This window comes from Bdellovibrio bacteriovorus (assembly GCF_001592755.1).
Classification (GTDB): Bacteria; Bdellovibrionota; Bdellovibrionia; order Bdellovibrionales; family Bdellovibrionaceae; genus Bdellovibrio; species Bdellovibrio bacteriovorus_E.
Genome location: NZ_LUKF01000007.1, coordinates 36,317 through 61,530 on the forward strand (window position 1 = coordinate 36,317; position 25,214 = coordinate 61,530).

At 45.6% G+C, this 25,214-nt stretch carries 24 protein-coding genes; 12 read left to right on the forward strand and 12 right to left on the reverse strand.

Translation table 11 applies throughout. From position 1 onward, the window contains the following. Positions 1 to 51 precede the first annotated feature (51 nt). Positions 52 to 1,860, forward strand: a complete 1,809-nt coding sequence (locus AZI85_RS06090; protein ID WP_063243258.1) for a sulfatase-like hydrolase/transferase — start codon at positions 52 to 54, stop codon at positions 1,858 to 1,860. Between the two features lie 3 nt (positions 1,861 to 1,863). Here the strand turns inward: AZI85_RS06090 and AZI85_RS06095 are convergent, their stop codons facing one another. The 6 genes from AZI85_RS06095 to AZI85_RS06120 are packed head-to-tail and all read right to left on the reverse strand — an operon-like array spanning position 1,864 to position 8,658. After that, positions 1,864 to 2,550: a hypothetical protein gene (locus AZI85_RS06095; protein ID WP_063243259.1), complete on the reverse strand. Its 687-nt coding sequence runs from the start codon at positions 2,548 to 2,550 to the stop codon at positions 1,864 to 1,866. Next, complete coding sequence (locus AZI85_RS06100) at positions 2,550 to 4,592, reverse strand: FHA domain-containing protein (RefSeq protein WP_063243260.1); 2,043 nt, start codon at positions 4,590 to 4,592, stop codon at positions 2,550 to 2,552. The genes AZI85_RS06095 and AZI85_RS06100 overlap by 1 nt, the downstream gene beginning before the upstream one ends. After that, the gene (locus tag AZI85_RS06105) at positions 4,592 to 5,743 is read right to left on the reverse strand and encodes an FHA domain-containing protein (protein ID WP_063243261.1); all 1,152 of its coding nucleotides are present in this window, start codon (positions 5,741 to 5,743) and stop codon (positions 4,592 to 4,594) included. Before AZI85_RS06105 ends, AZI85_RS06100 begins: the two co-directional genes overlap by 1 nt. Next, complete coding sequence (locus AZI85_RS06110) at positions 5,743 to 7,410, reverse strand: FHA domain-containing protein (RefSeq protein WP_063243262.1); 1,668 nt, start codon at positions 7,408 to 7,410, stop codon at positions 5,743 to 5,745. Before AZI85_RS06110 ends, AZI85_RS06105 begins: the two co-directional genes overlap by 1 nt. Continuing rightward, on the reverse strand, positions 7,397 to 7,747 hold the full coding sequence (locus tag AZI85_RS06115; RefSeq protein WP_253720871.1) for a DUF192 domain-containing protein: 351 nt from the start codon (positions 7,745 to 7,747) through the stop codon (positions 7,397 to 7,399). The genes AZI85_RS06110 and AZI85_RS06115 overlap by 14 nt, the downstream gene beginning before the upstream one ends. A 2-nt stretch (positions 7,748 to 7,749) precedes the next feature. Continuing rightward, the gene (locus AZI85_RS06120) at positions 7,750 to 8,658 is read right to left on the reverse strand and encodes a type II secretion system F family protein (protein WP_253720872.1); all 909 of its coding nucleotides are present in this window, start codon (positions 8,656 to 8,658) and stop codon (positions 7,750 to 7,752) included. Between the two features lie 29 nt (positions 8,659 to 8,687). On the opposite strand from AZI85_RS06120, the gene AZI85_RS06125 reads away from it, so the two are divergent. The 6 genes from AZI85_RS06125 to AZI85_RS06150 all read left to right on the forward strand — a co-directional run bounded on the left by AZI85_RS06125 (position 8,688) and on the right by AZI85_RS06150 (position 12,718). Continuing rightward, positions 8,688 to 9,284, forward strand: a complete 597-nt coding sequence (locus AZI85_RS06125; protein WP_063243263.1) for a Maf family protein — start codon at positions 8,688 to 8,690, stop codon at positions 9,282 to 9,284. 128 nt (positions 9,285 to 9,412) lie between these two features. Then, positions 9,413 to 10,255 carry a S1 family peptidase gene (locus tag AZI85_RS06130; protein ID WP_063243264.1) on the forward strand — a complete coding sequence of 281 codons (843 nt, stop codon included), beginning with the start codon at positions 9,413 to 9,415 and terminating at the stop codon, positions 10,253 to 10,255. Positions 10,256 to 10,277: 22 nt separating this feature from the next. After that, entirely contained in the window at positions 10,278 to 10,937 is a 660-nt protein-coding gene (locus tag AZI85_RS06135) for a YggS family pyridoxal phosphate-dependent enzyme (RefSeq protein WP_063243265.1), read from the forward strand. 44 nt (positions 10,938 to 10,981) lie between these two features. Beyond that, positions 10,982 to 11,809 (forward strand): pyrroline-5-carboxylate reductase family protein, encoded by an 828-nt coding sequence (locus AZI85_RS06140; protein ID WP_063243266.1) that lies wholly within the window; start codon positions 10,982 to 10,984, stop codon positions 11,807 to 11,809. Positions 11,810 to 11,869: 60 nt separating this feature from the next. Next, entirely contained in the window at positions 11,870 to 12,418 is a 549-nt protein-coding gene (locus AZI85_RS06145; protein WP_063243267.1) for a DivIVA domain-containing protein, read from the forward strand. An 18-nt stretch (positions 12,419 to 12,436) separates the two neighbouring features. Next, positions 12,437 to 12,718 carry a DUF167 domain-containing protein gene (locus AZI85_RS06150; protein ID WP_063243268.1) on the forward strand — a complete coding sequence of 94 codons (282 nt, stop codon included), beginning with the start codon at positions 12,437 to 12,439 and terminating at the stop codon, positions 12,716 to 12,718. Between the two features lie 16 nt (positions 12,719 to 12,734). Here the strand turns inward: AZI85_RS06150 and AZI85_RS06155 are convergent, their stop codons facing one another. Next, on the reverse strand, positions 12,735 to 13,883 hold the full coding sequence (locus AZI85_RS06155) for a hypothetical protein (protein ID WP_253720873.1): 1,149 nt from the start codon (positions 13,881 to 13,883) through the stop codon (positions 12,735 to 12,737). Between the two features lie 29 nt (positions 13,884 to 13,912). On the opposite strand from AZI85_RS06155, the gene AZI85_RS06160 reads away from it, so the two are divergent. From AZI85_RS06160 to AZI85_RS06175, 4 genes are all read left to right on the forward strand, one after another. Next, the gene (locus AZI85_RS06160; RefSeq protein WP_063243270.1) at positions 13,913 to 15,130 is read left to right on the forward strand and encodes an MFS transporter; all 1,218 of its coding nucleotides are present in this window, start codon (positions 13,913 to 13,915) and stop codon (positions 15,128 to 15,130) included. A gap of 2 nt (positions 15,131 to 15,132) precedes the next feature. Further along, on the forward strand, positions 15,133 to 15,471 hold the full coding sequence (locus AZI85_RS06165) for a rhodanese-like domain-containing protein (protein WP_253720874.1): 339 nt from the start codon (positions 15,133 to 15,135) through the stop codon (positions 15,469 to 15,471). 107 nt (positions 15,472 to 15,578) lie between these two features. Further along, a complete protein-coding gene (locus AZI85_RS06170) occupies positions 15,579 to 16,640 on the forward strand; it encodes a porin (protein WP_063243272.1) in 1,062 nt (353 codons plus the stop codon). Between the two features lie 565 nt (positions 16,641 to 17,205). Further along, positions 17,206 to 19,884, forward strand: coding sequence for a valine--tRNA ligase (locus AZI85_RS06175; protein WP_063243273.1), 2,679 nt, complete (start codon positions 17,206 to 17,208; stop codon positions 19,882 to 19,884). Positions 19,885 to 19,960: 76 nt separating this feature from the next. Here AZI85_RS06175 and AZI85_RS06180 read toward each other — a convergent pair whose 3' ends face one another. The 5 genes from AZI85_RS06180 to AZI85_RS06200 form a co-directional block, all read right to left on the reverse strand. Then, complete coding sequence (locus tag AZI85_RS06180; RefSeq protein WP_063243274.1) at positions 19,961 to 20,728, reverse strand: hypothetical protein; 768 nt, start codon at positions 20,726 to 20,728, stop codon at positions 19,961 to 19,963. Between the two features lie 7 nt (positions 20,729 to 20,735). Next, entirely contained in the window at positions 20,736 to 21,206 is a 471-nt protein-coding gene (locus tag AZI85_RS06185) for a hypothetical protein (protein ID WP_063243275.1), read from the reverse strand. 129 nt (positions 21,207 to 21,335) lie between these two features. Then, complete coding sequence (locus AZI85_RS06190) at positions 21,336 to 22,310, reverse strand: isopenicillin N synthase family dioxygenase (RefSeq protein WP_253720879.1); 975 nt, start codon at positions 22,308 to 22,310, stop codon at positions 21,336 to 21,338. Between the two features lie 74 nt (positions 22,311 to 22,384). Beyond that, positions 22,385 to 23,095 (reverse strand): tRNA (N6-threonylcarbamoyladenosine(37)-N6)-methyltransferase TrmO, encoded by a 711-nt coding sequence (tsaA, locus tag AZI85_RS06195; protein WP_253720875.1) that lies wholly within the window; start codon positions 23,093 to 23,095, stop codon positions 22,385 to 22,387. A 159-nt stretch (positions 23,096 to 23,254) separates the two neighbouring features. Further along, positions 23,255 to 23,971, reverse strand: a complete 717-nt coding sequence (locus AZI85_RS06200) for a Crp/Fnr family transcriptional regulator (RefSeq protein ID WP_041871249.1) — start codon at positions 23,969 to 23,971, stop codon at positions 23,255 to 23,257. Between the two features lie 262 nt (positions 23,972 to 24,233). Here AZI85_RS06200 and AZI85_RS06205 point away from each other — a divergent pair, with 262 nt between their 5' ends. Further along, positions 24,234 to 25,214 (forward strand): BMP family lipoprotein, encoded by a 981-nt coding sequence (locus tag AZI85_RS06205; protein ID WP_063243278.1) that lies wholly within the window; start codon positions 24,234 to 24,236, stop codon positions 25,212 to 25,214.

A 25,214-nucleotide genomic window follows, 5' to 3' on the forward strand; every position in this document is an offset into this window, starting at 1 on the left:
GCGCAAAATTATTGATCCATTATCTCTAAAACCATTACTTCCGGTCAAGGTATGCAGAAAGTCATTTTAACTCTTCTTCTCACACTCCTGAGCTTGGTCCAGCTTTCTTGCAAGGCGAACGACAAAAACTCCGTTTTAGTCATCGCCGTGGATGAGTTGACCATTAGCGACGTGCTATGCAGTCAGGAAGAAGCAGAAAGATCCGGCTTTCAATTGCTTTGCAATGAATCGGTTCGTTTCACTCACGCTTTTTCACCTTCGACTCTTTCAGTTCCGGCATTGGCATCCTTGCTTACGGGTCTTTACCCATATCAACATAAAGTGCGCCACAACGGTCGCCCTGGTCTAGCTCCCGAAATTGAAATGGTTTCTGAGCTTGCTCTTCAACAAGACTATCGTACGAGTTTCTTTTCAGGCGGAGCACCCGTTTTTCGTCGTTCCGGGTTGAACCAAGGCTTTGAACTTTTTGAAGACAACATCGTTCCCACCTTTTCAAGTCTATTTCGCCCTTTTAAAAAGAACGCGGATGCCTTCACGCAATGGCTGCAACAGGACGTCGATACAGATGCGTTTTTTAGCGTGCTTTATGTTCCTGATTTGATCTTCACCACCACCGAAACCGTGACGGATCTGGGGGAAACCAGAAATCTCAGTTTTGAAAGTCAGCTCGACGAGCTTGATGAAAGCCTCTATGAACTTTTTCAAAATCTGAAGGCGGCAAAACGCTGGGATAATACAACCGTGGTTCTTGTGGGCCTGAACGGTCACACGACCAGTGACCGCTACAAAGAACTTTCGTCGCTCAACTTGCACGGTGAAAATACACAGGTGGCTTTGTTCATTAAGCCGGCGCAAAAAAGAAAACGGGATTTAGCCATTCATTGGAAAGTGGATCAGAACGTCACTTTAGTGGATGTGGGCCGCACTCTTTTTGAACTTCTTGGTGAAAGTAATCTGGATGCGGACTCTAGCTTTCCGGTCCACTCTCTTTTAGGCGCTTTGAAAAGTCCGAACGTCACTTGGCCGGAAGATCGTCCCCTTTTGATTGAATCTGGATGGGCTTTTTGGCGAAAAGCGGGACCGATTCGCACAGCCGCCATTTCTCACCATGTTCTTTACATCAATGATGAAAATCCTTTGCTCTACAACACATTGGTGGACCGTTTTGAAGTCAATCCCTTGCCCCTTTTACAAGAAAGTATTTTGCCGACGACACAAAAGCTGCAGGGCCTTTTAAGCAAGAATCAATTTCCGGTATTCCCGCCGATTCAATCCGAGTGGACGAAGAAATTAAGCCTGCCTTTTGCGCGATGGATGCGTGCGGATCAGGAAGCAGAGTTGTTGCGAGATCTAAGACGTCTTTTAATGCAGCAGCCGCAAAGCTTGGACCTATTAAATTGGACAGCTCAGATTGCTTTAAATCAAAAAGACTGGGAAACGCTTAAAAATCTCGGCCTTAAAAATAAGATTTCTGTATGGCAGTACGTCGCTGAAAGAAATCTGAACGCCAAATCAACAAAGGTTGTTGATTCGTGCTTCCCTTTATTGACGGCACCGAGCATTGAAACCGAACAGCTTAAAAACTGCAGCGACCCTTTATTTCTCGAATATATCGATTGGATTCGTGCCGACGTGCGCGGGCTATCTAAGGAAGCGCAACGAAAACGTTTTGAACGCTCGTTCAGAAACTACATGTTAGATCAACAAATTCAGCGTGCGAATATTGCTGCGGGACTTATTTGGGATACATCGCGCGAAAACATCTTCGCTCCCTCACGCACAGAGTTCGCCCTGAACCTTCCAGAATACGCGAAAATTCGTTCGCAGGCGTATAAAGCTCTACAAACGGAAGACTACTAAATTTTATTCTTCAACTTTGATAAGGCCTAACCAAAAGGGAGCTTCAGGATTTTCCTGAATCATCTTCGTGGTGACGGACCCCAATTCCGCGGGTTCCGATTGAGAAACCCATAACGACGTCGCAATCGTGGTACTGGCTAAAAGAATCAAACGGTCGCCGTCGTTCACGGAAGTATGCCCGCATTGAATGGAGCATGTTGGTTCAAGTCCCAATAGCTGCGCTGGAAGTGGTGGTAAAGAATCCCCATCGTCCAGACGTTCACTAGAAAGATCCAGCCCGATGGATAAAGGCTGAAGACTTTTATTTTTTCTTTGAATAAATAAACTGGGGCAACCGACTTGCGCCCACGCCAGCTGAGTCCCGCGACGAAATAACGCCAGGATTTCGACGCCTGAAAAATACTCCATCTTATTTTCACCGCGATACAGAATGTCGTTCGCAATAAGAATTCCCGTGCGAACGTAATTCACTTCATCGGTCAGACAGCTTAAAAATTCAAAAGGAGAGGTCACTTCCACATCGGACTTGGCAGCGCTCACGTACTTTACGACTTCATCCAAAGCTCTTTGAGCGTGTTCTGGCTGTCCCCAAGATGTCGCCACAATAATCAAGGAGCCGTCGTCTTCTTGATGCACAAGAGGTTTAGGACGCAGAATTTTCGTACTGTAAGATCTTTCCTGCAACTTCACTAAAGCGCTCCGTACTTCTTCAACTTGATATAAGCTTTTTTGTAATACTCACCATCCGGAACATCGAGCTCTAGAATTTTCTTCCACTTGTCCTTGGCTCCGGCTTTGGATTCGCCACCATCGACGTTACCAAAACTTTCCTCCAAGATACCTTCTTGATAGATCGTCATCATTTGCTTGCGCAATTCACCGGTGTAGCGTTCGATCTTTTCTGGAAGCTCCGGATTTGTTGGATCCATGACCCGCGCCTTACGCAATGACATGATGGCGCCTTTTAAGTTTTGAGCCTGATAGAATTTTTCTGCCTCCCCTTGCAAGGAAGCCGTTTTTGAATTCATCATTTGGCGAATCGAGGCGATATTGCGTTTGGCTTGTCCCTTGTAGCCGTTAGGATCCGGCAACGGCGCGGCAATGACTTTTTCATAAGCCGCAATGGCATCCAAAGGTTTGCCTTTTTTATGAACCTTTTCAGCACTGTTATAGATAGCACGAAGCTTGGATACTTGAGACTGATAAACTGCCTTTTCAGCGGCTTTGGCATCTCTTTGCGCCGTGATCGCTTCCACCTGAACTTTTAAATCCACAATCCTGGGATGTTCAGGGTTGAACTGCATGACGTCACTTAAGCATTCTTCCATTTCTGAAATGGTAATATCAGGGTTGATCTTTTTCTGACATTCCACTGCCGCTTTCTGAATTTTTTCTTCAGTTTCAATTTTCGCCTTTTCGATTTGTTCTTGGCGACGTTGTTGCTCTTGAATGAAGATCGCCTCTTTAGAAAGACGTTCGATCTCTCTGATATCCTCATAGTCCGGAACTAATTCCTGGATTTTGATGATTTCATCTTGAGCTAATTGATACTTCCCTTGCATGTAAAGGTTCTTCGCATCTTTATAGCGCTGACGAACCAAAGCTTGTTGCTCTGGAGGAAGTTTATTAAAGATTTCTAAAGGCGAACCCGGCGCCGTCGAAGCACCTGGTTGTGGAACCGGAGGTTTTGCGGTGTCGTCACCGGAAAAGAAATAAGCCAAGGCCAACAAAAGAACCGCACCGGCAATAATCTTCGGACGATTCTTTTGAAAATCAAATTTCCCGTCAGCTACCGGAGTCGGGTGAGGCATCGGCGCCCCAGGATATTGCATTTGCGGCTGATACGGCATTGGCGCCATACCACCTTGATAGGCCATCAGCTCATGCTGTTGTTGCTGCTGGTACTCCATCGGTAAAGCTTCATTGCCCACCTGAACTAAAGGATTTGGTGGTGGAACATTGACCAACTCTAAGCGACTTTGGAAACCGGCGTCGTGCAATTCAAAATACAAATAGTTTGTCAGAACACTGATCGCATCGCCGGAACGTATGGTTGTCGGATCGCTTGAAGAGATCGGATTTCCATTCAACAAAGTACCATTCACGCTACCGAGATCAATAATCACATATTGAGAACCCGCGCGACGAATTTCAAATTGGCGTCGGCTGACCCGTTGATCACGAATTTGGATGTGACATGAAGACTCTCGTCCCGCCACCCAGGATTCACCGGCATCAAGACGAATTAATTCTTTGGCTTCATTGTTTTGCCCGTCCATGATTTTGATGTAAGCCACTTGGGGGGCCACACCAATCACAGTTTTTTCTTCACTGCCACCAAAGCCGTCGGAACCTTCGCCCTGCACGGCAGGAAGATTTGCAGAGGTGCCGCCACCATAATCCGGCGTTGGAGCTACGGATTCATCTGAAGTTGTGGCTGCAGTCAGTACGAAATCAAATTCATAAGGAGGAATGGAAAATTGACTTCCATGCTCTAAGGCAAACTGTTGCACCTGTTCACCTTTGTACGTGATATCACCATAACGTGAAATCACATCCACGGTCCAAGCGCCACTCACGAACGACAGCTTAAAGTGTTCGCGCGAGATTCCTTTTTCGGGTTGCAAGACAATGTCACAATCCTCTTTACGACCCGCCACATAAGTGCGGTCTTCTGTAAGTTGAATGTCGTAAACGGGTTTGCCACGAAGGCGGACTTTGAGGCGGGCCATTAGAATCTACCCTCCAAATTCAAAGTACACTCTTCATAGAATTGCTTAGCTTCTTTAAACGTCGGATCATCTTTGCGATTCTGAAGCATCGTCAGCACATTCTGATAATTTGATTGGCACATACGCCAATTTCTTTTCTCTCTATAACGATTGCCCTGAATCATATTAAACTTAACCAACTCATCAAACTTGATCTTCGATAAATGATAATAACGTTTTGCAAGCTCGTTGTCAGGGTCCAGGTTTAATACGACCTGAAAAGCCTCACGTGCACGGGCATACTGACCTTGCTGAAAGTCGCGGAAACCTTTAATAAAGTTTTCCTGCGCACGACGATACTGAATCGAATCGTACTTTTCTTTCTTGATCGTCAGAAGTTCTTGCGAACGTTTTTCAGCATCCATCACGTCCTGCATACTGATCGAGCTTGTACGAATCGCATTGGGATCTTTTTTCGCCTTAGTACCCGACGAAGAAAAGAACCACCAGCCTACGACCGCTACAATGGCAATGATTCCATAAAAACGAACTTTAGGATTTGCTAAAGGGCCACTCCCCGCAGCTTTAGGTCCTGGACCCGGCATCGGACCCGCACCCGGCGGAGGAGGTTGATATCCTCCATAAGCCATGGGCTGAGCTGGTGGCATTCCTTGCGGCGGCATTGTCGGCAATCCACCATAGCCTTGCGATGCATTCGGTGTCGGCGTTGGTCGAGGCATCGGTGCTTGGGGCTTCGGCATTTGCGGCGTCACCGGAGACGGTGTCGGCGTTAAAATGGAAGCCGTGGGTGAAGCTAACGGTGCGGACTGAGATACCGACGGTGGCAACTCGGCCTGAAAACGAATCTCTGTATCGCCGATCTGAATCACCGAATCATTGTTAATGATTTCGGATTGAATGTTCTGGCCATTCACCAAAACATAGTTCTTCTGACTTAGATTGACGATCACAAATTCGTGACCGGAACGCTGCTTGATTTCTGCATGTTGACGACTGGTGCGTGGATCCCCTGAAAGAACGATATCATTTTCAGGGCCACGGCCGATAGTGACTGACGCTTTGGCAAAAGTAGACTTCAAGCCCGCATGCGGACCTTTTGTCACTTCAATATTAAATTTAATTGTGTCTTTCACCTGAGGCGCAGCACTCATCAAGAGCTCCCTTCAGTCGGTGAAACCGTCACGATATAATAATCAATTTCTTGTCCGCTGGAACACATCGCCTGACAGCTTAAGATACACAAGTGACCACTGAACTCTAACTGGTCCGTGTGGATCGCTCGCGGATTTTCTCGCGTGCGCGCTAAAAGACCATCCAGGTTCTGCTGAAGGGCTGCATCTGGAATAGTATTAAACATATGACCTTGCAGTTGCGCCACTTCGGCTCTGGCCACTTGAGCAAACGAAGCACTGCACGCGATAATACGACCTTCACGTGAAATCGCTATTGACGGGAAGCCGATCAATTGCACTAGATTTTCCGCTTCGCCATCTTTATTGACAAAGCCTGCTGCTCCCGCGCCACCACTGTCTGCCTCACCATGAATATAGCGAGTTAAAAGACTGTTGATATTTCCAATCAAAGCCTGAAGCGCAGGGAACTGAAAGTTCACTTCTGTGTTGTCTTTCTTTTCTCTCATCGCGGTATCTAATTGCGCGTTCAAAGTGACAATCGGATACTCAATAAGTTTGTACATGAAGAAATAAATCAACAGACCTATAAGAGAAGCGATCACAAGCGTCTGCATGAACAAACTAATTGCTCGTCCGTCATCAAAAGCCAAGCTTCCGATATCATAAAGCACGATGGCGTGCGCTTTCACTGCTTGTTCACCTGTGTTGGGATCAAAGAGCCCAATCGGGAAACTAGCTCCAATAGTTGAAGAATCCACTTCCACCGCTTGCGGGCGCATTTCGGTACGAGCTCTATGTACAAATGGCAAGTCCGGCGTCGTTCCCGCGCGAGTTGCCGGCGCCAGAATCATCCCGTCAGATTGTTGCACAATCAGAACCTGCTTCACACCGTCTTCGGCTTCCGCGGCGTTTGTGCTTAATGACGAATAGCTGTTTTGAATAAGAGCCGCCTGATTGATCGTCGCCAAAGTTCTTGCGATTGAAGCCGCGCGACGTTTACTTTCACTGATAATGCTGGCTCTTGTGATGGCCACCATCGGGATCATCGAAAGCAAGGTTGTCGAAAAAATGAATAATGCGACAAAGCCCAAAAGAACTAGTTTTAATTCCAGGAATTGTGGAAGTTTGTAAACTCCAGGCAAAGCCACACGATCTAAGTAATCGTTGACCTTATCCATCAAACCTTTAAATCCACCTTGTTGATACGCAGGCGCTGGCGCCGGAGCACCCGGTGCGGCGCCAGGCATGGCTCCCATCGGTTGCGGCATACCTTGAGGCATTCCATTCGGCATTCCCATTTGCTGCGGCATTTGCGGAGCCGCGCCTCCGCCGTAATAAGGCATCGGTGCCGGAACACCTTGTCCCTGTTGAGGGCGCGGTGTCTGCGGGCGAGCTTCAGGAGCTGGAATTACATCGACTAAAATATCATGTACGCCCAGCTTATCACCCAGTCTCATAATACCGTTTTGAATACGGATACCATTTAAATAAGTGCCGTTGCTGGATTTCAAATCTGTGATGACAATTTTTTCTTTAAAGACAGCGACTTCGGTATGTTCTTTAGAAACACCTGGAGACACCAACTTGATATCACATTGCGGAGCACGGCCAATGAGGTTTTTCCCCATCTTAAGCTCAATAATTTGTCCCGCCTGAGGGCCGGTTAAAATCCTAAGCGCCCACATAAAGTTGATCTCCCACGCTGACTTTCATTTTGCTGACCGAACCTGCTGACATTTCAATGACGGAACTGGCTCCCCATACAGGAAAAACCAAACGTCCCGGTCGCACATCTTCGTAGATTGCTTTGACCTTCAAGTTTTTATCTACGAACACACAATCAATAGAAAACTGCATAAAGAACGTGTGAATGCTATTGCATCTTAAAATCCACAATGCTTCTTCTTGAGGTAATGAAGCGCGACCCAAAAGGCCCTTGCCCCGACTCCAGAAAGTTTTTGCTACTTTCAGATCCGGAACTAAAGTTTGATTTGTCGTTTTGTTAATCAAAGCTGCCATCATCTTTATTTCCCGCCGTACATAAAGGACACGGCCACCGGTCCAAACACGATAATGAAGACCGCTGGTAAAATAAATAACATCAAAGGAATCAAAATAGTCTGCGATGCTTTCGCACCGGCTTTTTCAGCGCGAACGAATCTTTCTAGACGCATCTGCACCGACTGATCTTTCAAAACTTGAGAAATACTGGCACCCGTAGACTCGGCATCCACTAGAACCGCGACGAAGCTTGTAATCTCGTTCATATCCAAACGCTCGGCCATGTCTTTTAAGGCTTGGGTTTTGGAGGCACCGATTTTAATATCTTTCAAAACTGTTCCCAGTTCATCAGCAAGGACGCTGTCTGTACCTTGTGCCTTATCCACGATTTTTTGAATCGCCGAAAAGAAATCCAGACCGGCTTCAACGGACAACGCCAAAAGATCAATGAAGAAAGGAAGATCTGCGCGCACAGAAAGCTCACGGCGTTTCTTTTCACCTTTGGCGTGAATTTGCGGAAGATAGAAACCCATCAATCCCACACCAATCACCATAGGAACGGGCAATCCCAACTGCAAAGAGAAGTTCATGATCAAAAGGAAGATCGGGAACATCACGCCCCATAAAAGCTGCAAGCCAATGAACTCATCTTCGTTGATTTCTGCGGAAAGACCTGAGGTCTTAATGTATTTGCGAACCCGTTTGCGATAACCTTCACTGCGAATTCTTAAAGCGTGCTGCAAAGTGAATTGATGAACCAAAGGACGCGAAAAATTGATGATCGCGTTTTTAGATTTAACGGGTTCATCATTGTTGGCCCACGAAAGTTGTTGCTTGTCGGTGTTGCTTGCGAAAATGGAATTTACAAATAGGAACACCGCCACTCCCGCGAGTAGCAAGCCTAGAATCAGCATTAATTCTGCGCTTCCCATTTGTGCCTCTTTGTGTTCAAGTAAATCTCATGACACCACTTCAACTTGTCTTGGCATCAGAGTCTCCACGTCGTCGCGCACTTCTTAAAGAAGCTGGTTTTAACTTTGACGTGGTTCCATCTAAAGTATCGGAAATTCCTAACAAAAACCTGAATGTAAACGATCAGATTTTGGATATTGCTAGACGTAAAGCCAGAGCGGTGTACGAAGTTCTGAAGCCCGGTCGCACCGGCCCCTTCGTGATTTTAACGGCTGATACCGAAGTTATTTTCGGTGGGGCCCCACTCGGGAAGCCTTCAGATAAGGACGACGCCTACCGCATTTTAAAACTTTTGTCGGGGCATTTTCACGAGGTCATCACAGCCGTTTGCGTGATGAATAGCGAAACCGGCAAAGAGATTTCTCAAATTGAGACAACGCAGATTTACTTTAAAGAACTTACCGACAAAGAAATCTGGGATTACATAAATACCGGCGAGCCCATGGACAAAGCCGGAGCCTATGGCATTCAAGGGGGCGGTGGAAATTTCGTCCAAAAGATTGAAGGTCCTTTTGATAATGTTGTGGGCCTTCCCATGAAACTCGTGCGGACACTCCTCACTGAAATCGGTTTTATCCCTTCTTGATTGCCTGTGAAGGTTCGCTTCGCAAACAGTCCTGTAAATAGTGCTGTCCAATTTGTTTACACCTCTCTAATTTTAGTGTTTTTGAGAAAACTCTGATACCTTCGGTTCGATCACCCGAGGGGGCTTTTATGAACGTTCGATCATCTCTTCTGCTTGCTTCTGCCGCTTTGCTTTTTACGGCATGTACACAGAGCAAAACTTCTTCTTTAAATCTGGATAATAAAAATACATCGATTGTGAATGGGTCCGCAGCGTTGCCTCAGGATCCGGTGACAGCTTCCACGGTCGCCCTTATCGCTAAGTACGAAGGCAAGCCCTATTCTTTTTGTACAGGCACTTTAATTTCTGAAGATTTGGTTCTGACTGCGAACCACTGCCTGGAATACACAGAAAAACCCTCAGATGTTTGGATCTTTTTTGGAGCTGATCTTCCTAAAGAGTTTTCCGACACTCGCATTCTACAAGTCGAAAACTTTGAAAGACATTCTGGCTATGAAATGATCTTTGATGAAACAGGCTATCCAGTGACTGGTATCAATGACGTTGCCGTCATTCGTCTTCAAAAAAAGGCGCCAGCAGGAACGACTGTGGTCCCGGTTCTAGCTCCTGAAACAGTATTAAAAGACGGCCAATCTTTGCTTCTGGCTGGCTACGGTTTGATCGACGATGTGAAAGGTGTCCGAGCTGAGGGCCTTAACTTCACTCAAGTTCCTCTTGCTAAAGTGTGGGACACTATCTTAGTCACCGATCAATTGCGTTCCGGCGCTTGCAGTGGAGATTCTGGGGGCCCTGCTTATATTGAAAATAATAACGGACTTGTCGTTGTCGGCATTACGCGTGGACCTCATGACAAAGCTCCTGATTGCCACACTTACGGTGAGTACACTTACGCTTCAAAACACAAAGAATTCATTTTGGAAGCTGCAAAAAAGCTGGGTGCGCAAGAACCTCAATTTGTCGACCTGAAGTAAGTCTTCTGTTACAGTTCAGGGCATGGACTTAAAAACGCTTCACCAGCAAACAGCCCCTGCCCGCATCTTAGCTGTCTCTAAATTACAGCCCGAAGAAAAAATTCGCGCTCTTTATAGCGAAGGGCAGCGAATGTTTGGCGAAAACTACGTGCAAGAAGCCTTAGATAAAATCGAGCACTTGCAAGACCTTTCCGATATTCAATGGCACTTAATCGGCCACCTACAAAAAAATAAAGCGAAATACGTTGCCGGAAAGTTTGCGCTGATCCATTCGATAGATTCACTGGAACTCGCCCAGGTCTTAAGCCGTCAGTGCGAAAATAAAAACGTTCAGCAAAACATTTTGATTCAGGTCAATGTCGCTCAGGAAGAAACAAAGGGCGGTTTTGACAAAGATAGTCTGAAAAAACACTGGAACGAGCTCACCCACCTGCCATGCCTAAAAATTAATGGCTTTATGACCATGCCACCATTAACCGAAAACCCCGAGGAAGTACGTCCTTACTTTCAGGAGCTTCGCAAGCTTAAGGAGGAACTGAAGAGTCAGACAGATCTGAATCTTCACCCTCTCAATGAGCTGTCAATGGGCACGAGTCACGATTACGGCGTCGCCGTCGAAGAAGGAGCGACAATCCTGCGTCTTGGGACTATTTTGTTTGGCGAACGCCCCATCAAAAGGTAGGATTATTTTAGTCGCAGATAATACAGGCTGCGTTCTGGAGTAACATGAACCCACTGTTGAAAACGCAAAAAGTAGGATTTCTGGGTGCAGGGAACATGGCTCAGGCCATGATTAAGGGTCTCGTTGAAGGCGGAGTTCCAGCAAAGAACATTTACGCTTCCAACCGCACTCCCGGTAAGCTTCAAAAACTCGAAGAACAATTTAAAATCAACCCGGTGTCCAGCAACGACGAACTGATCGATCGTTGTGACATTATTATTCTAGCGGTGAAGCCTCAAGACTTGCTCAATGCTCTTGAGCCTGTCACGCGTGCTTTTGATGAACACAAAATCGTCATCAGCGTGGCGGCAGGCATTCGCATGGAAAAGTTAGAACGCTTCATTCAAGGTGCTCGCTTGGCTCGAGTCATGCCGAACACGCCGTCTTTAATTGGCCGTGGTGTTATCGGCTATCTTCTAAATGATGACGACGATAACGCTCTTGAAAGCACCGTCGAAGATCTTTTCGCGCCTTTGGGTCGCGTAATCAAAGTGGGCGACGAAGATCAGTTCGAAGCGTTGATGATTTCTTGTTCTAGTGGCACCGGCTTTGTCTTTGAAATGATGATGTACTGGCAAGATTGGATCGAAGAGCATGGCTTTTCAAATGAAGAAGCTCGCTTGATGACGATTGAAACCTTTGTGGGAGCTTCGTTGCTGGCAGCTCAGGCTCGCGAGGGCGTTGAAGATCTGCAAGCGCGAGTAACGTCTAAAAAAGGTGTCACCGCAGCTGGACTTCAGTCCATGAGAGAACTCGAAATCGAACGCGCTTTGCGCATTAGCTTTGAAAAAGCGGCTATGAGGAACAAAGAAATGGCGAGGGAAATCAAATAACCTTGCCCTGGCACAGACTCGCCCTTTATCCTTAATTCATATTGTTCAAGGAGGAACAAAATGAGAATCACTCCTATAGATATTGCTCATAAGTCTTTCACGAAAAAGATGATGGGTCTTGATGCTGACGAAGTTATGGATTTCCTTCAGCAAGTGGCTTCGCAAATGGAGTCTTTAATTCAAGAACGCAATGCCTTGAAAGAAGGCATCCGCGAAAAAGAACTTTCCTTGATGGAATACAAAGAACGCGATCAAGTGTTGAAAGAAACAATCGCAACAGCTTCGCAAATGGCCGAGCGTCTTCGTCAAGATGCAGACCGTGAAGCGAAATTGATCATTGCTGATGCTCAACAAAAAGCGGAAATCATCACTCGGGACTCTCGCGATTCATTGAAAAAGATGTATCAAGAAGTGACGGACTTAAAACGTGCTCGCATGCAGTTTGAAGCAAACTTAAAAGCTTTGGCCCAAGCTCACCTTTCTTTGCTTGAGCAAGGTGAAAAGTACATGCCACAAATGCAGCTTCCAAACCATAACATCGCGAACACGAATGGAAATGGTAACGGACCGGGCCGCTCTCCCAATGTATCCCCTCTGTCTGCAGAGTAAGCGGGATTTGTTTTATCCATGTTAGAAATTATAAAAGGTGGAGTTCGGCTCCACCTTTTTATTCAGCCAAAGTCCTCTAAAAACGAAGTTGTGGGTCCTCACAACGGCGAACTCAAAATTAAAATCACCGCCCCGCCTGTCGATGGCAAAGCCAACGAAGCGCTGATCGAATTTCTTTCAGACTATTTTGATATTCCAAAAAGGCAGGTTGTTTTAGTGAAAGGCGATACCGGCCGCCATAAAACCGTCGACCTTATGGGTGTCGAAGAAAAAACGGCTCGCGAGCTTTTAAAGCTTTAAAAAAGAAAACCGCTGATTAGCGGTTTTTCTTTTTCTTCTTATCTGATTTCAGTTCGACGCTAAATTCCGTGTCATCAAGCTGTTGCTGCAAGTAAGTGTCGTCGACTTTTTTCTTGCGGGGTTTCTTCGTCGGGCGAGGCTTAAAGAGATTCTGATCAATGCCATCGTCCGTTTGTTCTCGGAAGGTTGGCACTTGCTTTTCAGAACTCATTTCAGACTCGTACATATTGGAGCGATATTTCGGCACCGGAGAGTTTACCGGTTCATAAGCAGGCTCTTCGGAATATCCTTCCGTCATATCAAAGGAATAACGAATAAATCCACCGACGTGAAAACCGGCGGCCATATTAGATCCGGTCAAAGTTGTTCCGCCGTTCACTTGCAAAGTCCACTTAGGCGATATCAACCAGTTTAAATAAACTTGCGAGTCTAATAAGTTAGGATTCACCGAATAAAATTTCATGGATCCGGCATTGGCTCCATTGATGTAACCCGTGCGAACCACAGTGTCTTCGGTGTCGTCCGTGATACTGCGATAGCCGAAAAGCTCTGCGCCTAAACGCATGCGCTGAAGTTTAAACTGAGCACCCAATCCATAAGGCAAAAGAAAGGAGCGTCCATCTCCACGATAGTTAAAACCCGCCCATCCATAACCACGGAATGAACCGAAATCTTTTTGCGCGATCAAACGAGAGTGAAACTCAAAGACCCCTTCCGAATTCAAAACGGCGTCTGAATTGGGATCGACATCTTCTAAAGGAATAATCGCGATGAATTCAGGAACGAGTTGAAAAGATCCGTTGTACATCATGAAGTCCATACCGGCAGCAATTTCCGTGATCGAACTATTACTACGAGTTGCCAACGAATCTTTGCTTTCAGAGTTACTCAACTTACCCCAGCCGAACAAAGACCAATCCGAACGCGGCATATAACGAGATTCAAGATTCAGATCCCATAAAGAATAGTGATTCCCGCTAGGAAGGTTCTGCGAGCTTCCACCGGAGGAAGGGTAATTGGCTTCAGAATAAAAGTACTGTGTACTGAGCTCAAAATCCCATCGGTCTCGACGGTATTCCTTGTAGTTATCCACGGCCCCTGCCGGTAACGACAGGAAAGAAAGGACTGCAATGAGAAGTTGCCAACGCTGAAGATTATTTGCCATTTTCATAACTTCCTAATATTAACAACCCTATGACTTCGACATCAAACAAATCACAGCTTGCTATCATCTTTTTCACTGTTTTCCTGTATTTAGTAGGCTTTGGTGTAGTCATCCCTATTCTTCCAATTTTAAGCCGAAACTTTGGCGCAACTGCTTTGCAAACCGGTTTGTTATTATCCGTCTATTCACTAATGCAGTTCTTATTTTCTCCGTTTTGGGGAAGACTGAGTGACCGCTTAGGACGCCGACCCATCTTATTGTTCTGTCTTCTGGGTGAAGGACTTTCCTACATCGCGTTTGCCATGGCTCGCAGCTTAGAATGGCTTTTCGTGGCTCGTATCTTGGCGGGTTTCTTTGGCGCAAGCTTATCGACGGCTTCAGCTTACATCTCGGACATCACTCCAAAACATGAGCGCTCTAAAGGCATGGCCTTGATTGGTGCCGCCTTTGGATTGGGATTCGTTGTAGGCCCTGCGTTAGGCGGAGGCTTAGCAGTATGGGGTCACTCGATTTCTGCAGAACCACACTTCGACACTTCTTTTTCCGCATACTGGGTCGCGGCCTTGTGTTTTGCCAACTTGCTTTTCGGCATCAAATTCTTGAAAGAATCTTTATCTGATAAGAGCGAATCAGCTGAAAAGAAAAAAAGATTCTCGGTGATGTGGCATTACTTAAATGTCAAAACTGTGGGCGCATTGATGACCGTTTTCTTATTGGCCTCTTTTGCAATGTCTTCAATGGAAGCGACTTTGATCCTTTATATGGGTGAAAAGTTTCAGTGGGACATCAAACAAGTCAGTTTCGGTTTTGCCTACATCGGAGTGATCATTGTTTTCACTCAAGGCTTCCTGGTTCGCCGACTTCTTCCGAAATGGGGCGAAAGAAAAGTTCTGCGTTTGGGTCTGACACTTTTTGCAATGGGTCTGACGACCATCGCCATATCGAACAGTATTGGTATGATGGCGGTCGCGATGACTCTGCTCTCTTTGGGTAATGGTCTTTCCAATCCCAGCATCCTAGGAAGTGTCAGCCTACTTACTGACAGCAAAGAACAAGGTGTTACTATGGGAGTCACGCAAAGCATGGCCTCTTTGGGACGTATCATCGGCCCCGCCTTCGGTGGATTTTTGTATGGAGCCGTCACGATAACAGCCCCATTCTGGGCTTCGGGCGCTTTGGCATTCGCAGGTCTTGCAATCGTACTCTATATTTATAGATTCATTCCTGAACACGGAAGAGTGGGATAATTATGTTTAACACAATCGGATACTTCCAATTCAACAACCTTATTCAAGGTCGCATCCCCATGTTGTTGGTGCTTTTAGACAACATTGATCTGGCGCCATGGTTCAACCAAGTAACGCGTCTTCATTTAGAGAACATTGTTGTCCACTCTCAACCAGAACAAGTTCTGCCTTTGATTCAAGAAAGAAAATTACCTTTGCACTATGCCGTCTTAGTTTTAGATAACGATGGAGTTAGAAGTGCTTCCACGGTGGAGACTTTAGAAAAAGCCGGTTTCACTAACGCGTACTACGTAAAAGGTGGATTTACCGCTTTAGCGAACGAACGCACACAACAAATCTGACAAAACTCATATAATAAAAAAACAAAAGAAAGCGTTGTTACTCAACGCTCTTGTTTGTAGCATTAAGTACATCGAAACAACTTAAAAACTTTACACAAGGATGTACTATGAAAAAGTTTTTGTTCACAACATTGGTGACAACAGCGACAGCTTTGTCAGCTCAAGCAGGTTCATTGAACCTCGACTTGCGCGCTGACTACAACTCAACAACCTACACAGATTCAACTCTGCCAGACCAAACGAAGTTCTACTTCAAAACAGGTCGTCTTGATTACCAAGCAAAAGCTTTGGAAGATCTTTCTTTCCGTGTACGTCTAGCATTCAATAAAGACGCTACTCGCGGTGTAGACGCGGCACAAACAGCGGTCGAGTACGCTTACTTGACACACAAAATGAACGACACGTTCTCTTTGAGCTTCGGTAAATTCAACACAGAATTCGGTGGTTTCGAGGGCGCAACAAGCGGCGCTGACTTGTATCTAACTTCTGAGTTCTACACTCGTGCAAACTTGACAGGCGCTGCCGGACAAACTCTAGGCGCTTTCAACTTGGGTACTTCTACTTTGCTATACGCAACGGGTGTTAAGGGAACATTCTCATTCTCTGGTCAAACAGTTCACGTTCTTGCAACAAACGAAGCAGGCGGCGATACAGCAGTTGGCCCAACGGCATCTCAAAACTCTTCTATGTACGGCGTAATCTACCGTGGCGCCTTCCTAGAAAAAGCTTTGAACTTCAACCTAAGCTACCACACGATGACCGGCCCAACAGCTGACGACAAACATCAGTTCATGGCAGCAGGCGTATTGTGGAACTCTTCTCCAATCACATTCCAATTCGACTACCTAGTATCTGAATTCAAACAAGATCTTACAGATTCAAAAGATACAACAACATCCATGGTAGCAAAATTGGCGTACACAGGTTGGGAACAATGGACACCACGTCTTGAGTTCACATCAACAGAAGACAAACAAGAAATCGCCGGCGACATCACACAAAAATTCATGGGCTACGGCGTAGTTGTTGAATACAAACCTTACGTAGACACAAACTTCCGCTACCACCTTTCTTACAACAACATCACAGAAAAGCCAGAAACAGGCGACGATGTTAAAAGAGACGAAGTCGTAGTAGGTGCCCGCCTTATGGCCGATTTCTTGAAGTAAAAAAACACTTCAACCAAATCAACTTCAAAAGAAAAAACCCACAACAAAAATGTTGTGGGTTTTTTTATGCCCGCAAACCTGTAAATAAAAAGATTCCTAAGTTTTACCTTTAATCCTTCGAATTCATTCTTCATCGATTTTCGAATTCCACCACCAACCGCCTATTAGAAAACGCATCACCTCTTAGACTTGAATGTTCGAAGCACGATAGAAGCATCAGCACAGATTTGGGTGAGGGAGAGGGCTTGGAAGTGAACTCGAAGAAAGGGCCTTCGGTGGCGCCACGACGGCGCGAACCGAGGCGAAGCCTCGGCACCGACTGAGCCCGGATGGCGTGCCCGCACGAAGCGGTTCACTTCCAAGCCCTCTCCCTCACCCAAATCCGTCGCTCGAAGCGAAATAAACGCACTTAAAACCAGATCAAAGCCCAAGCCCGTGACGCAACAAGAAAAGGAAGGTCCGATGAAAGGCATTAGAACTATCGCAAAGCCCCCGAATTTGCTAATCTCTAACGGTTAAAAACCTAAGAATTTCTTATTCTTAAAGTCAGTTAGAGGTCGCTTAAATGTCACAACAATTATCGGATCGTTATAATCCTGCTGAAGTTGAAGGTCGTACGTATCAGTGGTGGGAATCCTCCGGCTATTTCAAAGCCCAAGATCAATCCACAAAACCTCCATTCTCTATCATTCTTCCTCCGCCGAACGTCACTGGCTTTTTGCACATGGGTCATGCTTTGGATCATACTATCCAAGACATTCTGATCCGTTGGAAAAGAATGAACGGTTACAATGCCATGTGGTTGCCGGGAACGGACCATGCGGGTATTGCCACGCAATCTGTCGTTGAAAGAGAACTTAAAAAAGACGGTGTTACTCGCCATGATTTAGGCCGCGAAAAATTCGTGGAAAAAGTGTGGGAGTGGAAACACCAATACGGCGATCGCATTTATTCGCAAATGCGCCGCTTGGGTGATTCTTGTGATTGGGATCGCGCGGTTTTCACTTTGGATGAAGGCGTTTCAAAAGCGGTTCGCAAAGTCTTCGTTACTTTGCACAAAAAAGGTTTGATCTATCGTGGCCAAAGATTGGTGAACTGGTCAGGTCCTCTTGAAACGGCGATTTCTGATTTGGAAGTTGAACACAAGCAAGTCAAAGGATCGTTGTATCACATCTCTTACCCGATCGAAGGCACGCAAGAGACGGTGACTGTCGCAACGACTCGTCCAGAAACTATGTTAGGTGATACGGCTTTGTGCGTTCATCCTGAGGACGAGCGCTATAAACACTTGATCGGCAAAAACGCGATCATCCCTTTGATCAACAGAAAGATTAAAGTCATCGCGGACACTTATGTTGATAAATCTTTCGGTTCGGGTGTGGTGAAGATCACTCCAGCGCATGACTTTAACGATTACAAAATCGGTAAGGCTCACAATTTAGAGTTCATCAACATTCTGACTAAAAAAGCCGAGTTGAATGAAAATGCTGGGCAATACAAAGGCCTTAAAGTTCAAGAAGCTCGTAAGCGCATTCTTGAAGATCTAAAAGCTTTGAACTTCCTCGTGAAGGAAGAGCCTCATGTTCACTCTGTAGGTCACTGCTCTCGCTCGGGCGCGGTGGTAGAGCCTTTCTTGTCAGAACAATGGTTCGTAAAAATGGAGCAGCTTGCAACTCCGGCTAAACGCGTGGTTGAAAGCGGAACGATTCGTTTTGAACCTGAATCTTGGACAAAAGTTTACCTTCACTGGATGAACAACATTGAAGACTGGTGTATTTCTCGTCAGTTGTGGTGGGGTCACCGTATTCCGGTTTGGTACTGTGAAAATTGCGAACACCAAACTGTCAGTGAAACCGACGTTACGGCTTGTGAAAAATGTGGCAACACGAAGATTCATCAAGACGAAGACGTTTTGGATACGTGGTTCAGCTCGGGCTTGTGGCCGTTCTCTACAATGGGATGGCCGAATGACACTGAAACACAAAAAACATTCTATCCAACGAATTATCTAGTTACTGGTCACGATATCATCTTCTTCTGGGTGGCTCGTATGATCATGCTAGGTCTTGAGTTTAAGCGTGATGTTCCGTTCCGCACGGTTTACATCCACGGACTGGTTCGCGATTCTCAAGGTCGTAAGATGTCTAAGTCTTTGGGGAACTCTGTTGATCCAGTAGAAATGATCGAGAAATATGGCGCGGATGCCTTGCGCTTTACGTTCTCGGCTCACTTGTACTCTGGAAAAGATTTTAAATTCAGTGAACAACGTCTTGAAGGCTACAGAAACTTCATGAATAAGATTTGGAATGCGGCTCGTTTCGCACTTTCAAACTTGCAAGACTTCCAAGTGCCAGCGGAAGGAGTCAAAGCTCTTCCGAAACAAGCTGACATCAGCGTATTTGACCAATGGATCATCACGAAACTTGCTGAAGTCACGAAGGAAGTTGAAGAAGCGATGGAGACGGAAAGATTCTCTGACGCCGCCAACGCTCTTTATCACTTCATCTGGAATCAGTTCTGTGACTGGTATATCGAGTTTACGAAACCGATTATGAATGGAACGAACGCTGAAGAGAAAAAAGCAACTCAACTTGTGATTGCTCAGGTTCTAAACCGCATCACTCGTTTGTTGCATCCATTTGCGCCGTTCATCTCGGAAGAGATTTACCAAAAGCTTCCGATCAAGGGCGCTGCTTGTATCGTGGATCAATTCCCGAACACTCGTAACGACAAAGAATTCTTAAGCCTGGGTTCTGCTCAAGCGGCTTTAGAAATCGATATCGTGAAAGAAGTGATCACAGCGATTCGTAACATTCGTGGTGAAAACCGCATCAGCCCGGCGACTAAAATCAACGCACGTTTGGGTGTGATGAATGACCAAGTTCAAAAAATCTTGGGCAATAATAAAACCGCGATTATGACGATGGGACGTTTAGAAAATCTAGACATCGGTGAAGAAGGCAACTTAATGAAGTGTGCCGTAGCTCCAGTTGTCGTTAAAGATGCCAGCGTAAAAGTAATCATCCCGCTTGAAGGCCTTGTGGATTTCGATGAGGAAGTAAAACGCATCAATAAAACGATCGAAAAGCTTCAAAAAGACATCACGATGCTGACGGGTAAACTTTCAAATGAAAAGTTTATCGCCAATGCGGATGAGGATGTTGTGGCGGCGGATAAAGCATTGCTAGCTCAATCTAAGATCCAACTAGAATCATTGAAAGACGCTTTAACGCGTTTCCAATAGCTCTGTAAGTTCTAAAACAAAAAAAGGCGAGGTCAGGAAACGGACCTCGTCTTTTTTATTTTTTGAATATCAAAAATTACTTACACGTGCATGACATAGTGACGGCGGAGTCAGCTCCGGTGCAACTGAAGATCTTTCCATCATGTGGAAGTTCAAAAGAATAGATCTTCCCGTCTCTTTCCACTAACAACAAGTCATCACCGTTTTGATAAAAGATACGGCGTGAATTCGCCTTACCAACAATGCTTCCATCCGATTCCAACGTCGCAATTAATGTATCCGTGGGGTTGTTGGTTTGTTCTGCTGCTAAGGGGATTTCTCGTTGCGCCCCATTGGATTCCATAACGGAATATTTCAAAGTGCGAGTGGGCTCGCCACTAGCCGTGTTCGTATTTTCAACATAGATGCGACGAACTTCTCCAGAAGGCGTGCGAATATCTGTCGTAAACCATTCATCACTTTGCGCGACGACGTCCCCGAGGTCAGCGGAAATAGCTTTATTGAAATTATCAAAATTAATTTCGGCTTGAGGATCTAGAGGCTGAATCTTCATGTTCAGACACGTTGCCATGGCTTGAGTGTGCTTTTGGTAGGCCTGAAACTTTTGGGGATCTTCCATTTTCGTCGGCAAAAATCCCGCGGCAGTTCCCGTCGGCACCGCTGCATCCATGGGAGGCGGAGGCGTTGCTTTATTTGCGCGAGCGGATGCTTCAGGCGGAATCGTTCCCATACTTTCGGGATTCACCGAAGGTTCTTCGGGAGTATTTGCGGGCTTCAAGTAAAAGAAAATAAGAAGCCCGATAATGATAGCGACGATAAGAATGGCGACATTTCGTTTGTGCATTCTTTAACTATCGACTGATCTCGACAGCGACGTCAACGGGTTCAAAATTCAGAAGCGAAACACCGATAAAGCGCAGGCGAACGTGCAAATAGTCAAAAAGATGAGCGACGCGTTCACAACCTGGACCTTGTAATGTCATGTACATCAAATAGTGCGGTAAACCCGGAGAATAATCGAAATGCCAATCGGAAACGACTTTGCAGTCCTCACCTAGCTCAGGCCAGTCTTTGGCAACGAATTCAGCCTTGCGTGCAGAAGAAAAAGAAATGTCCCTGCCGACTAAGACCGGATCGATTTGGTCAACCACAAGTCCCACTCTTAAAAGCGCTTCCTGTGTGATTGGATTCCAAAGCGAAGAGTATTCGTACTGATTCGGAGCCAGCTCACGAATACGAAAACTCATTTGATTGTCGACGGCCTGCGAGTGCACGGACCACAAGCTGACCAAAACCATCATCAAAAACACAAAATATCTCATGGCATCCCCCTGCATGGATCTTCGTGATAGACATGTTCTTAATAGTAAATGTGACCCTTAAAATGCAAGAAAGGGATCTTTGCAGATCCCCTTCTTGAAGTGATTTCAGTTTCAGTGACAAGAAATGTCTTACTTAATAAGACCGATCTCGCGCAAACGCTGCATCAAGAAGTCATGACCAGTGATATCAGCGTATTTTGCACCTGTCCCTTTACAAGATGGCAAGCAGCTCAACATAGCTTCAGGGTGTGGATGCATAAAGAATGGCATTGAATAACGGCTTTGGTTTGTGCCGTCTTGAGGATTGATCACTCGGTGAGTTGTGGACGGAAGAACATCGTTCGTCAAACGCGCCAACATATCACCCACGTCGACGATCAAAGTGTCTGGTTCAGAATCGATATCCAACCACTGACCATCGCGGTCTTTCAATTGCAAACCAGAAGCTGTCGCCGCTGGAAGAATCGTGATGAAGTTAATGTCCTCGTGAGCCGCGGCTCTTACGCAACGAGGATCCACACCTTCTGGAATTGGTGGATAGTGAAGAAGACGCAAGATTGAGTTTCCATCTTTCGTCATTTTCGCGAAAAAGTCTTTTTCAACTTCTAGTGGCATCGTCAACGCTTCCAGCATTACGTTACCCGCTTCTTCAAGCGCATCATAAAGAGCTGTGAAGTGAGTTTTGAATTCAGGAATTTCTGTCGGCCATACGTTTTCTGGGTAGACAGTTTTCAAGGCATTGCCTTCTTCAAGAACACGGCCGACGTGCCAGAATTCTTTAAGATCCATAACCGGAGAATCTTTAGCGTGCTCTTGACCAAACGGAGTGTAACCACGTTGGAAGCCCGCTTTCGGAGAGATGTAAGATTTTTTTACGTCAGTTGGAAGAGAGTAGAATCTTTTTAGGATATCGTAAGCTTTGTGAAGGTCTTCAGCTTTCACGTTGTGATCTTTAAGAATGATGAATCCATATTCTTTAAGACCTGTAAAAAGACTGTCGATAAACTTCGCGCGGTCTGCATCGGTGCCTTTAGTATAACTTGCAAGGCTCAATGTCGGAACTTTACGAAGAGTGCTCTGTTCAGAATGAGAAGCCGTTTCCATTGTTCTCACGATATTCCTCCCTTGTTAGGTTCATAGCGAATCTAGCAAGGTGCGCAAATAAAAGGCAACTGCAACTAATTATGCGTAAAAAGAATATCTAATACTCGAACGAGGGTGGGCGTTTCGAACTTAAAGTGAATATCTCCATCGAACAAACGAACCGCGTGCTCATTGCGATAAGGGGACTCTTTTTCCTCGTAACCGCGGTAAATCACAGGACGCGGGTCCAATTGCAGCGTACCCACGACGATTTCGCGAAGAGCTTTCTCGGGATTGCGACTTTCCCAATCACGCATGACGTTTTCGGCGTGCTCGGTAAATTCTACATGGATCTGTTCTTTGGCCACTTCCGCCGGCCACCCCGTGCGCGCATCAGGGATGGCCTCCACTTCAGGAAGATACGGTTTGATATCTAAAATCGGAGTGCCATCGACTAAGTCAGCACCCGAAACGACGATGCCGTCTTTTTCCACGGCGATTAATTCGACAAGCGAAAGTCCAATAGGATTGGGACGATGAGGACTGCGGGTTGCGAAAAGCCCCATGGTTTTTCCTCCCAAACGAGGAGGATGAACTTTCGCGTGATAACGAGCGGTTTTATTTTGATGAAAAACCCACACAAGCCACACATGACTGAAACCCTCAAGACCTTGCAAAGATTCTTCGGGTTGCAAATCGGCACGAATCTTCAAACGCGCCCAAGCCTTCTTCACCAAACCAGGTTGCCTGGGAGTGCCGAATTTATCTCTAAAACAGGATTCTAAATAGCCAATAGGTTCCATCATTAAGGAAGGCAGTAACTTTTCGAATCGCCTTGCGTCAAGGACTTTCACTCAAGCGCGCCGTGAGATCTATTTTTTCGAGCGAGACAACGCTTTAAAAACAAAAAGCCCGGTCACAGTGACAGGGCTTTTTGTTTTTGTGGTTTTTGCTGAATCGGCAAATTAGAAATTGCCAGATCTTCTCATCAAGCCTTCTTTATTCTTGATGATGATCTCTTTACCGTTCAAATCGATCAGACCTTCGTTTTTAAACTCAGTCAGGTGACGAGACAATGACTCGTTGATCGTACTAGCAAGCTGAGCGAACTCATTGCGAGTCAATTTAAGGTTCAAAGAGATACCGTTTGGAGTTTGCACACCAAATTTGTCAGAAAGCAACACAAGCTGGTAAGCGATACGCTCTTGAACTGACGCCAAGTAATGCAATTGGCTTGTTGTTTCGAAAGACTCAAGGTCATTCACTGCTTGATTCAAAAGAAGTTTGATCAATGGGCTTGCTTGAGCCATTGCAACTTGAATCAATTCGCGTGGATACAACCACAAGACTGTCGATTTAACAGCTTTTGCATGAGATTGAACGGGAGCTCCTTTAACCAGTGCTTTGTAGCCAAAATATTCGCCTGGTGAAACAAGCTTAGTTACGTACTCGTTCGTAGTTGTGCGTCCGCGTGCATGCGAGCGGTTCACTACAACTTTGACACAGCCAGATTGCACATAGTACAGGCCCTTCGCCGGCTCCCCTTCTTTGTAAATCATCTCTTCTTCCTTCAAGTGAATCACCTCATAGGGAACGCTTGAAGTATTTGGAATGTTTAAGTTTTGATTGCCCATAAAACCAAGGGAGTTTACTCCGCCGTTGAGTATTGTCTGAGATTCCATACTCTATTTCCTCCGCACTTTCTTCTTTGGGTTAAATGTTTAGGTCGATCCTAAACTGGCTTTAAACAAGTGCCTAATTGAAATTTCGACATAACTTACTTGTAACGGGCTCCTGTTAAGGTGCTGACAAGCTTTTGACTTGACTCACATTGCCACCTCTCCTAACTTCTGCCTCACATAAATTTTAAGATTTTTTTGTGATATCAATCGCTTAATCGCTGCCAAAACGCAGCCAAGTTAGATGATTCTGAGGGCTCAGATGATGTTAAAAACGATCCTTACTACCCTGTTAATCTTGTCTTTTAACATAGTTTCACATGCTAAAACGCTTAAAGTTGGCTTGGTCTTAGATAAGGGCGGCAAAGACGATAAGTCGTTTAATTCTGCGGCCTACGTCGGTGCTACCAAAGCAGAAAAAGATTTTAAAATTGAACTGAAGTATGTCGAAGCCACGGATACAAACGCGGTGGAAAATCTTCTTCGTTCTTTCGCTCGTAAAAATTTTGATCTGGTGATTGGAATTGGCTTTGGTCAGAAAGAGCCCGTTAAAAAAGTCGCTCCACAGTTTCCTCAAGTAAAATTTGCTGTTGTCGATTCTGAAGTCAGCCTTCCGAACGTGCGCTCTTTGTTGTTTGAAGAACACGAAGGTTCGTTCCTTGTCGGCGCCCTTGCCGCTATGGCTTCAAAAACCAATGCTGTCGGATATGTCGGAGGAATGGATATTCCTTTAATCCGTCGATTCGCCATGGGTTACGCCGCTGGTGCGAAGTATGTAAATCCTAAAATTAAAATCACAGAAAACTATATCGGCGTTACGGGTGAGGCTTGGAACAATCCTGCAAAAGCCAAAGAACTTGCTCTTTCACAAATCGCTTCGGGCACAGACGTTATCTTCGTAGCGGCCGGTGCATCGAATACCGGTGTGTTTGATGCCGCTGAAGAAAAAAAGAAACTCGCGATCGGTGTGGATTCCAATCAGAACTGGATTAAGCCGGGCGTGATTTTGACAAGCATGATGAAAGCCGTCGACGTGGCTGTGTATGACACGATCAAAGAAACGAACGAAGGCAAGTTCACTCCGGGTATTATTCGTTATGGATTGAAAAACAAAGGTGTTGATTACACTTTGGATCAATATAACGAAAAGCTGATCACTCCAGACATGAAAAAGAAAGTCGAAGAGATTAAAAAGAAAATCATCGCGGGACAAATCACTGTTCCTGACTACTATAAAAAGAAATAG

Excerpts from the sequence above, each read along its gene's own strand:
- AZI85_RS06110 (WP_063243262.1), bottom strand. The coding sequence starts at position 7,410 with ATGTGGGCGCTTAGGATTTTAACCGGCCCTCAGGCGGGACAAATTATT.
- tsaA (WP_253720875.1), bottom strand. The coding sequence starts at position 23,095 with ATGATGGAACCTATTGGCTATTTAGAATCCTGTTTTAGAGATAAATTC.
- AZI85_RS06190 (WP_253720879.1), bottom strand. The coding sequence starts at position 22,310 with ATGGAAACGGCTTCTCATTCTGAACAGAGCACTCTTCGTAAAGTTCCG.
- AZI85_RS06175 (WP_063243273.1), top strand. The coding sequence starts at position 17,206 with ATGTCACAACAATTATCGGATCGTTATAATCCTGCTGAAGTTGAAGGT.
- AZI85_RS06115 (WP_253720871.1), bottom strand. The coding sequence starts at position 7,747 with ATGATGGCAGCTTTGATTAACAAAACGACAAATCAAACTTTAGTTCCG.
- AZI85_RS06140 (WP_063243266.1), top strand. The coding sequence starts at position 10,982 with ATGAACCCACTGTTGAAAACGCAAAAAGTAGGATTTCTGGGTGCAGGG.
- AZI85_RS06150 (WP_063243268.1), top strand. The coding sequence starts at position 12,437 with ATGTTAGAAATTATAAAAGGTGGAGTTCGGCTCCACCTTTTTATTCAG.
- AZI85_RS06205 (WP_063243278.1), top strand. The coding sequence starts at position 24,234 with ATGTTAAAAACGATCCTTACTACCCTGTTAATCTTGTCTTTTAACATA.
- AZI85_RS06170 (WP_063243272.1), top strand. The coding sequence starts at position 15,579 with ATGAAAAAGTTTTTGTTCACAACATTGGTGACAACAGCGACAGCTTTG.
- AZI85_RS06185 (WP_063243275.1), bottom strand. The coding sequence starts at position 21,206 with ATGAGATATTTTGTGTTTTTGATGATGGTTTTGGTCAGCTTGTGGTCC.
- AZI85_RS06200 (WP_041871249.1), bottom strand. The coding sequence starts at position 23,971 with ATGGAATCTCAGACAATACTCAACGGCGGAGTAAACTCCCTTGGTTTT.
- AZI85_RS06160 (WP_063243270.1), top strand. The coding sequence starts at position 13,913 with ATGACTTCGACATCAAACAAATCACAGCTTGCTATCATCTTTTTCACT.
- AZI85_RS06165 (WP_253720874.1), top strand. The coding sequence starts at position 15,133 with ATGTTTAACACAATCGGATACTTCCAATTCAACAACCTTATTCAAGGT.
- AZI85_RS06090 (WP_063243258.1), top strand. The coding sequence starts at position 52 with ATGCAGAAAGTCATTTTAACTCTTCTTCTCACACTCCTGAGCTTGGTC.
- AZI85_RS06130 (WP_063243264.1), top strand. The coding sequence starts at position 9,413 with ATGAACGTTCGATCATCTCTTCTGCTTGCTTCTGCCGCTTTGCTTTTT.
- AZI85_RS06155 (WP_253720873.1), bottom strand. The coding sequence starts at position 13,883 with ATGGCAAATAATCTTCAGCGTTGGCAACTTCTCATTGCAGTCCTTTCT.
- AZI85_RS06125 (WP_063243263.1), top strand. The coding sequence starts at position 8,688 with ATGACACCACTTCAACTTGTCTTGGCATCAGAGTCTCCACGTCGTCGC.
- AZI85_RS06145 (WP_063243267.1), top strand. The coding sequence starts at position 11,870 with ATGAGAATCACTCCTATAGATATTGCTCATAAGTCTTTCACGAAAAAG.
- AZI85_RS06135 (WP_063243265.1), top strand. The coding sequence starts at position 10,278 with ATGGACTTAAAAACGCTTCACCAGCAAACAGCCCCTGCCCGCATCTTA.
- AZI85_RS06180 (WP_063243274.1), bottom strand. The coding sequence starts at position 20,728 with ATGCACAAACGAAATGTCGCCATTCTTATCGTCGCTATCATTATCGGG.
- AZI85_RS06120 (WP_253720872.1), bottom strand. The coding sequence starts at position 8,658 with ATGGGAAGCGCAGAATTAATGCTGATTCTAGGCTTGCTACTCGCGGGA.
- AZI85_RS06105 (WP_063243261.1), bottom strand. The coding sequence starts at position 5,743 with ATGAGTGCTGCGCCTCAGGTGAAAGACACAATTAAATTTAATATTGAA.
- AZI85_RS06100 (WP_063243260.1), bottom strand. The coding sequence starts at position 4,592 with ATGGCCCGCCTCAAAGTCCGCCTTCGTGGCAAACCCGTTTACGACATT.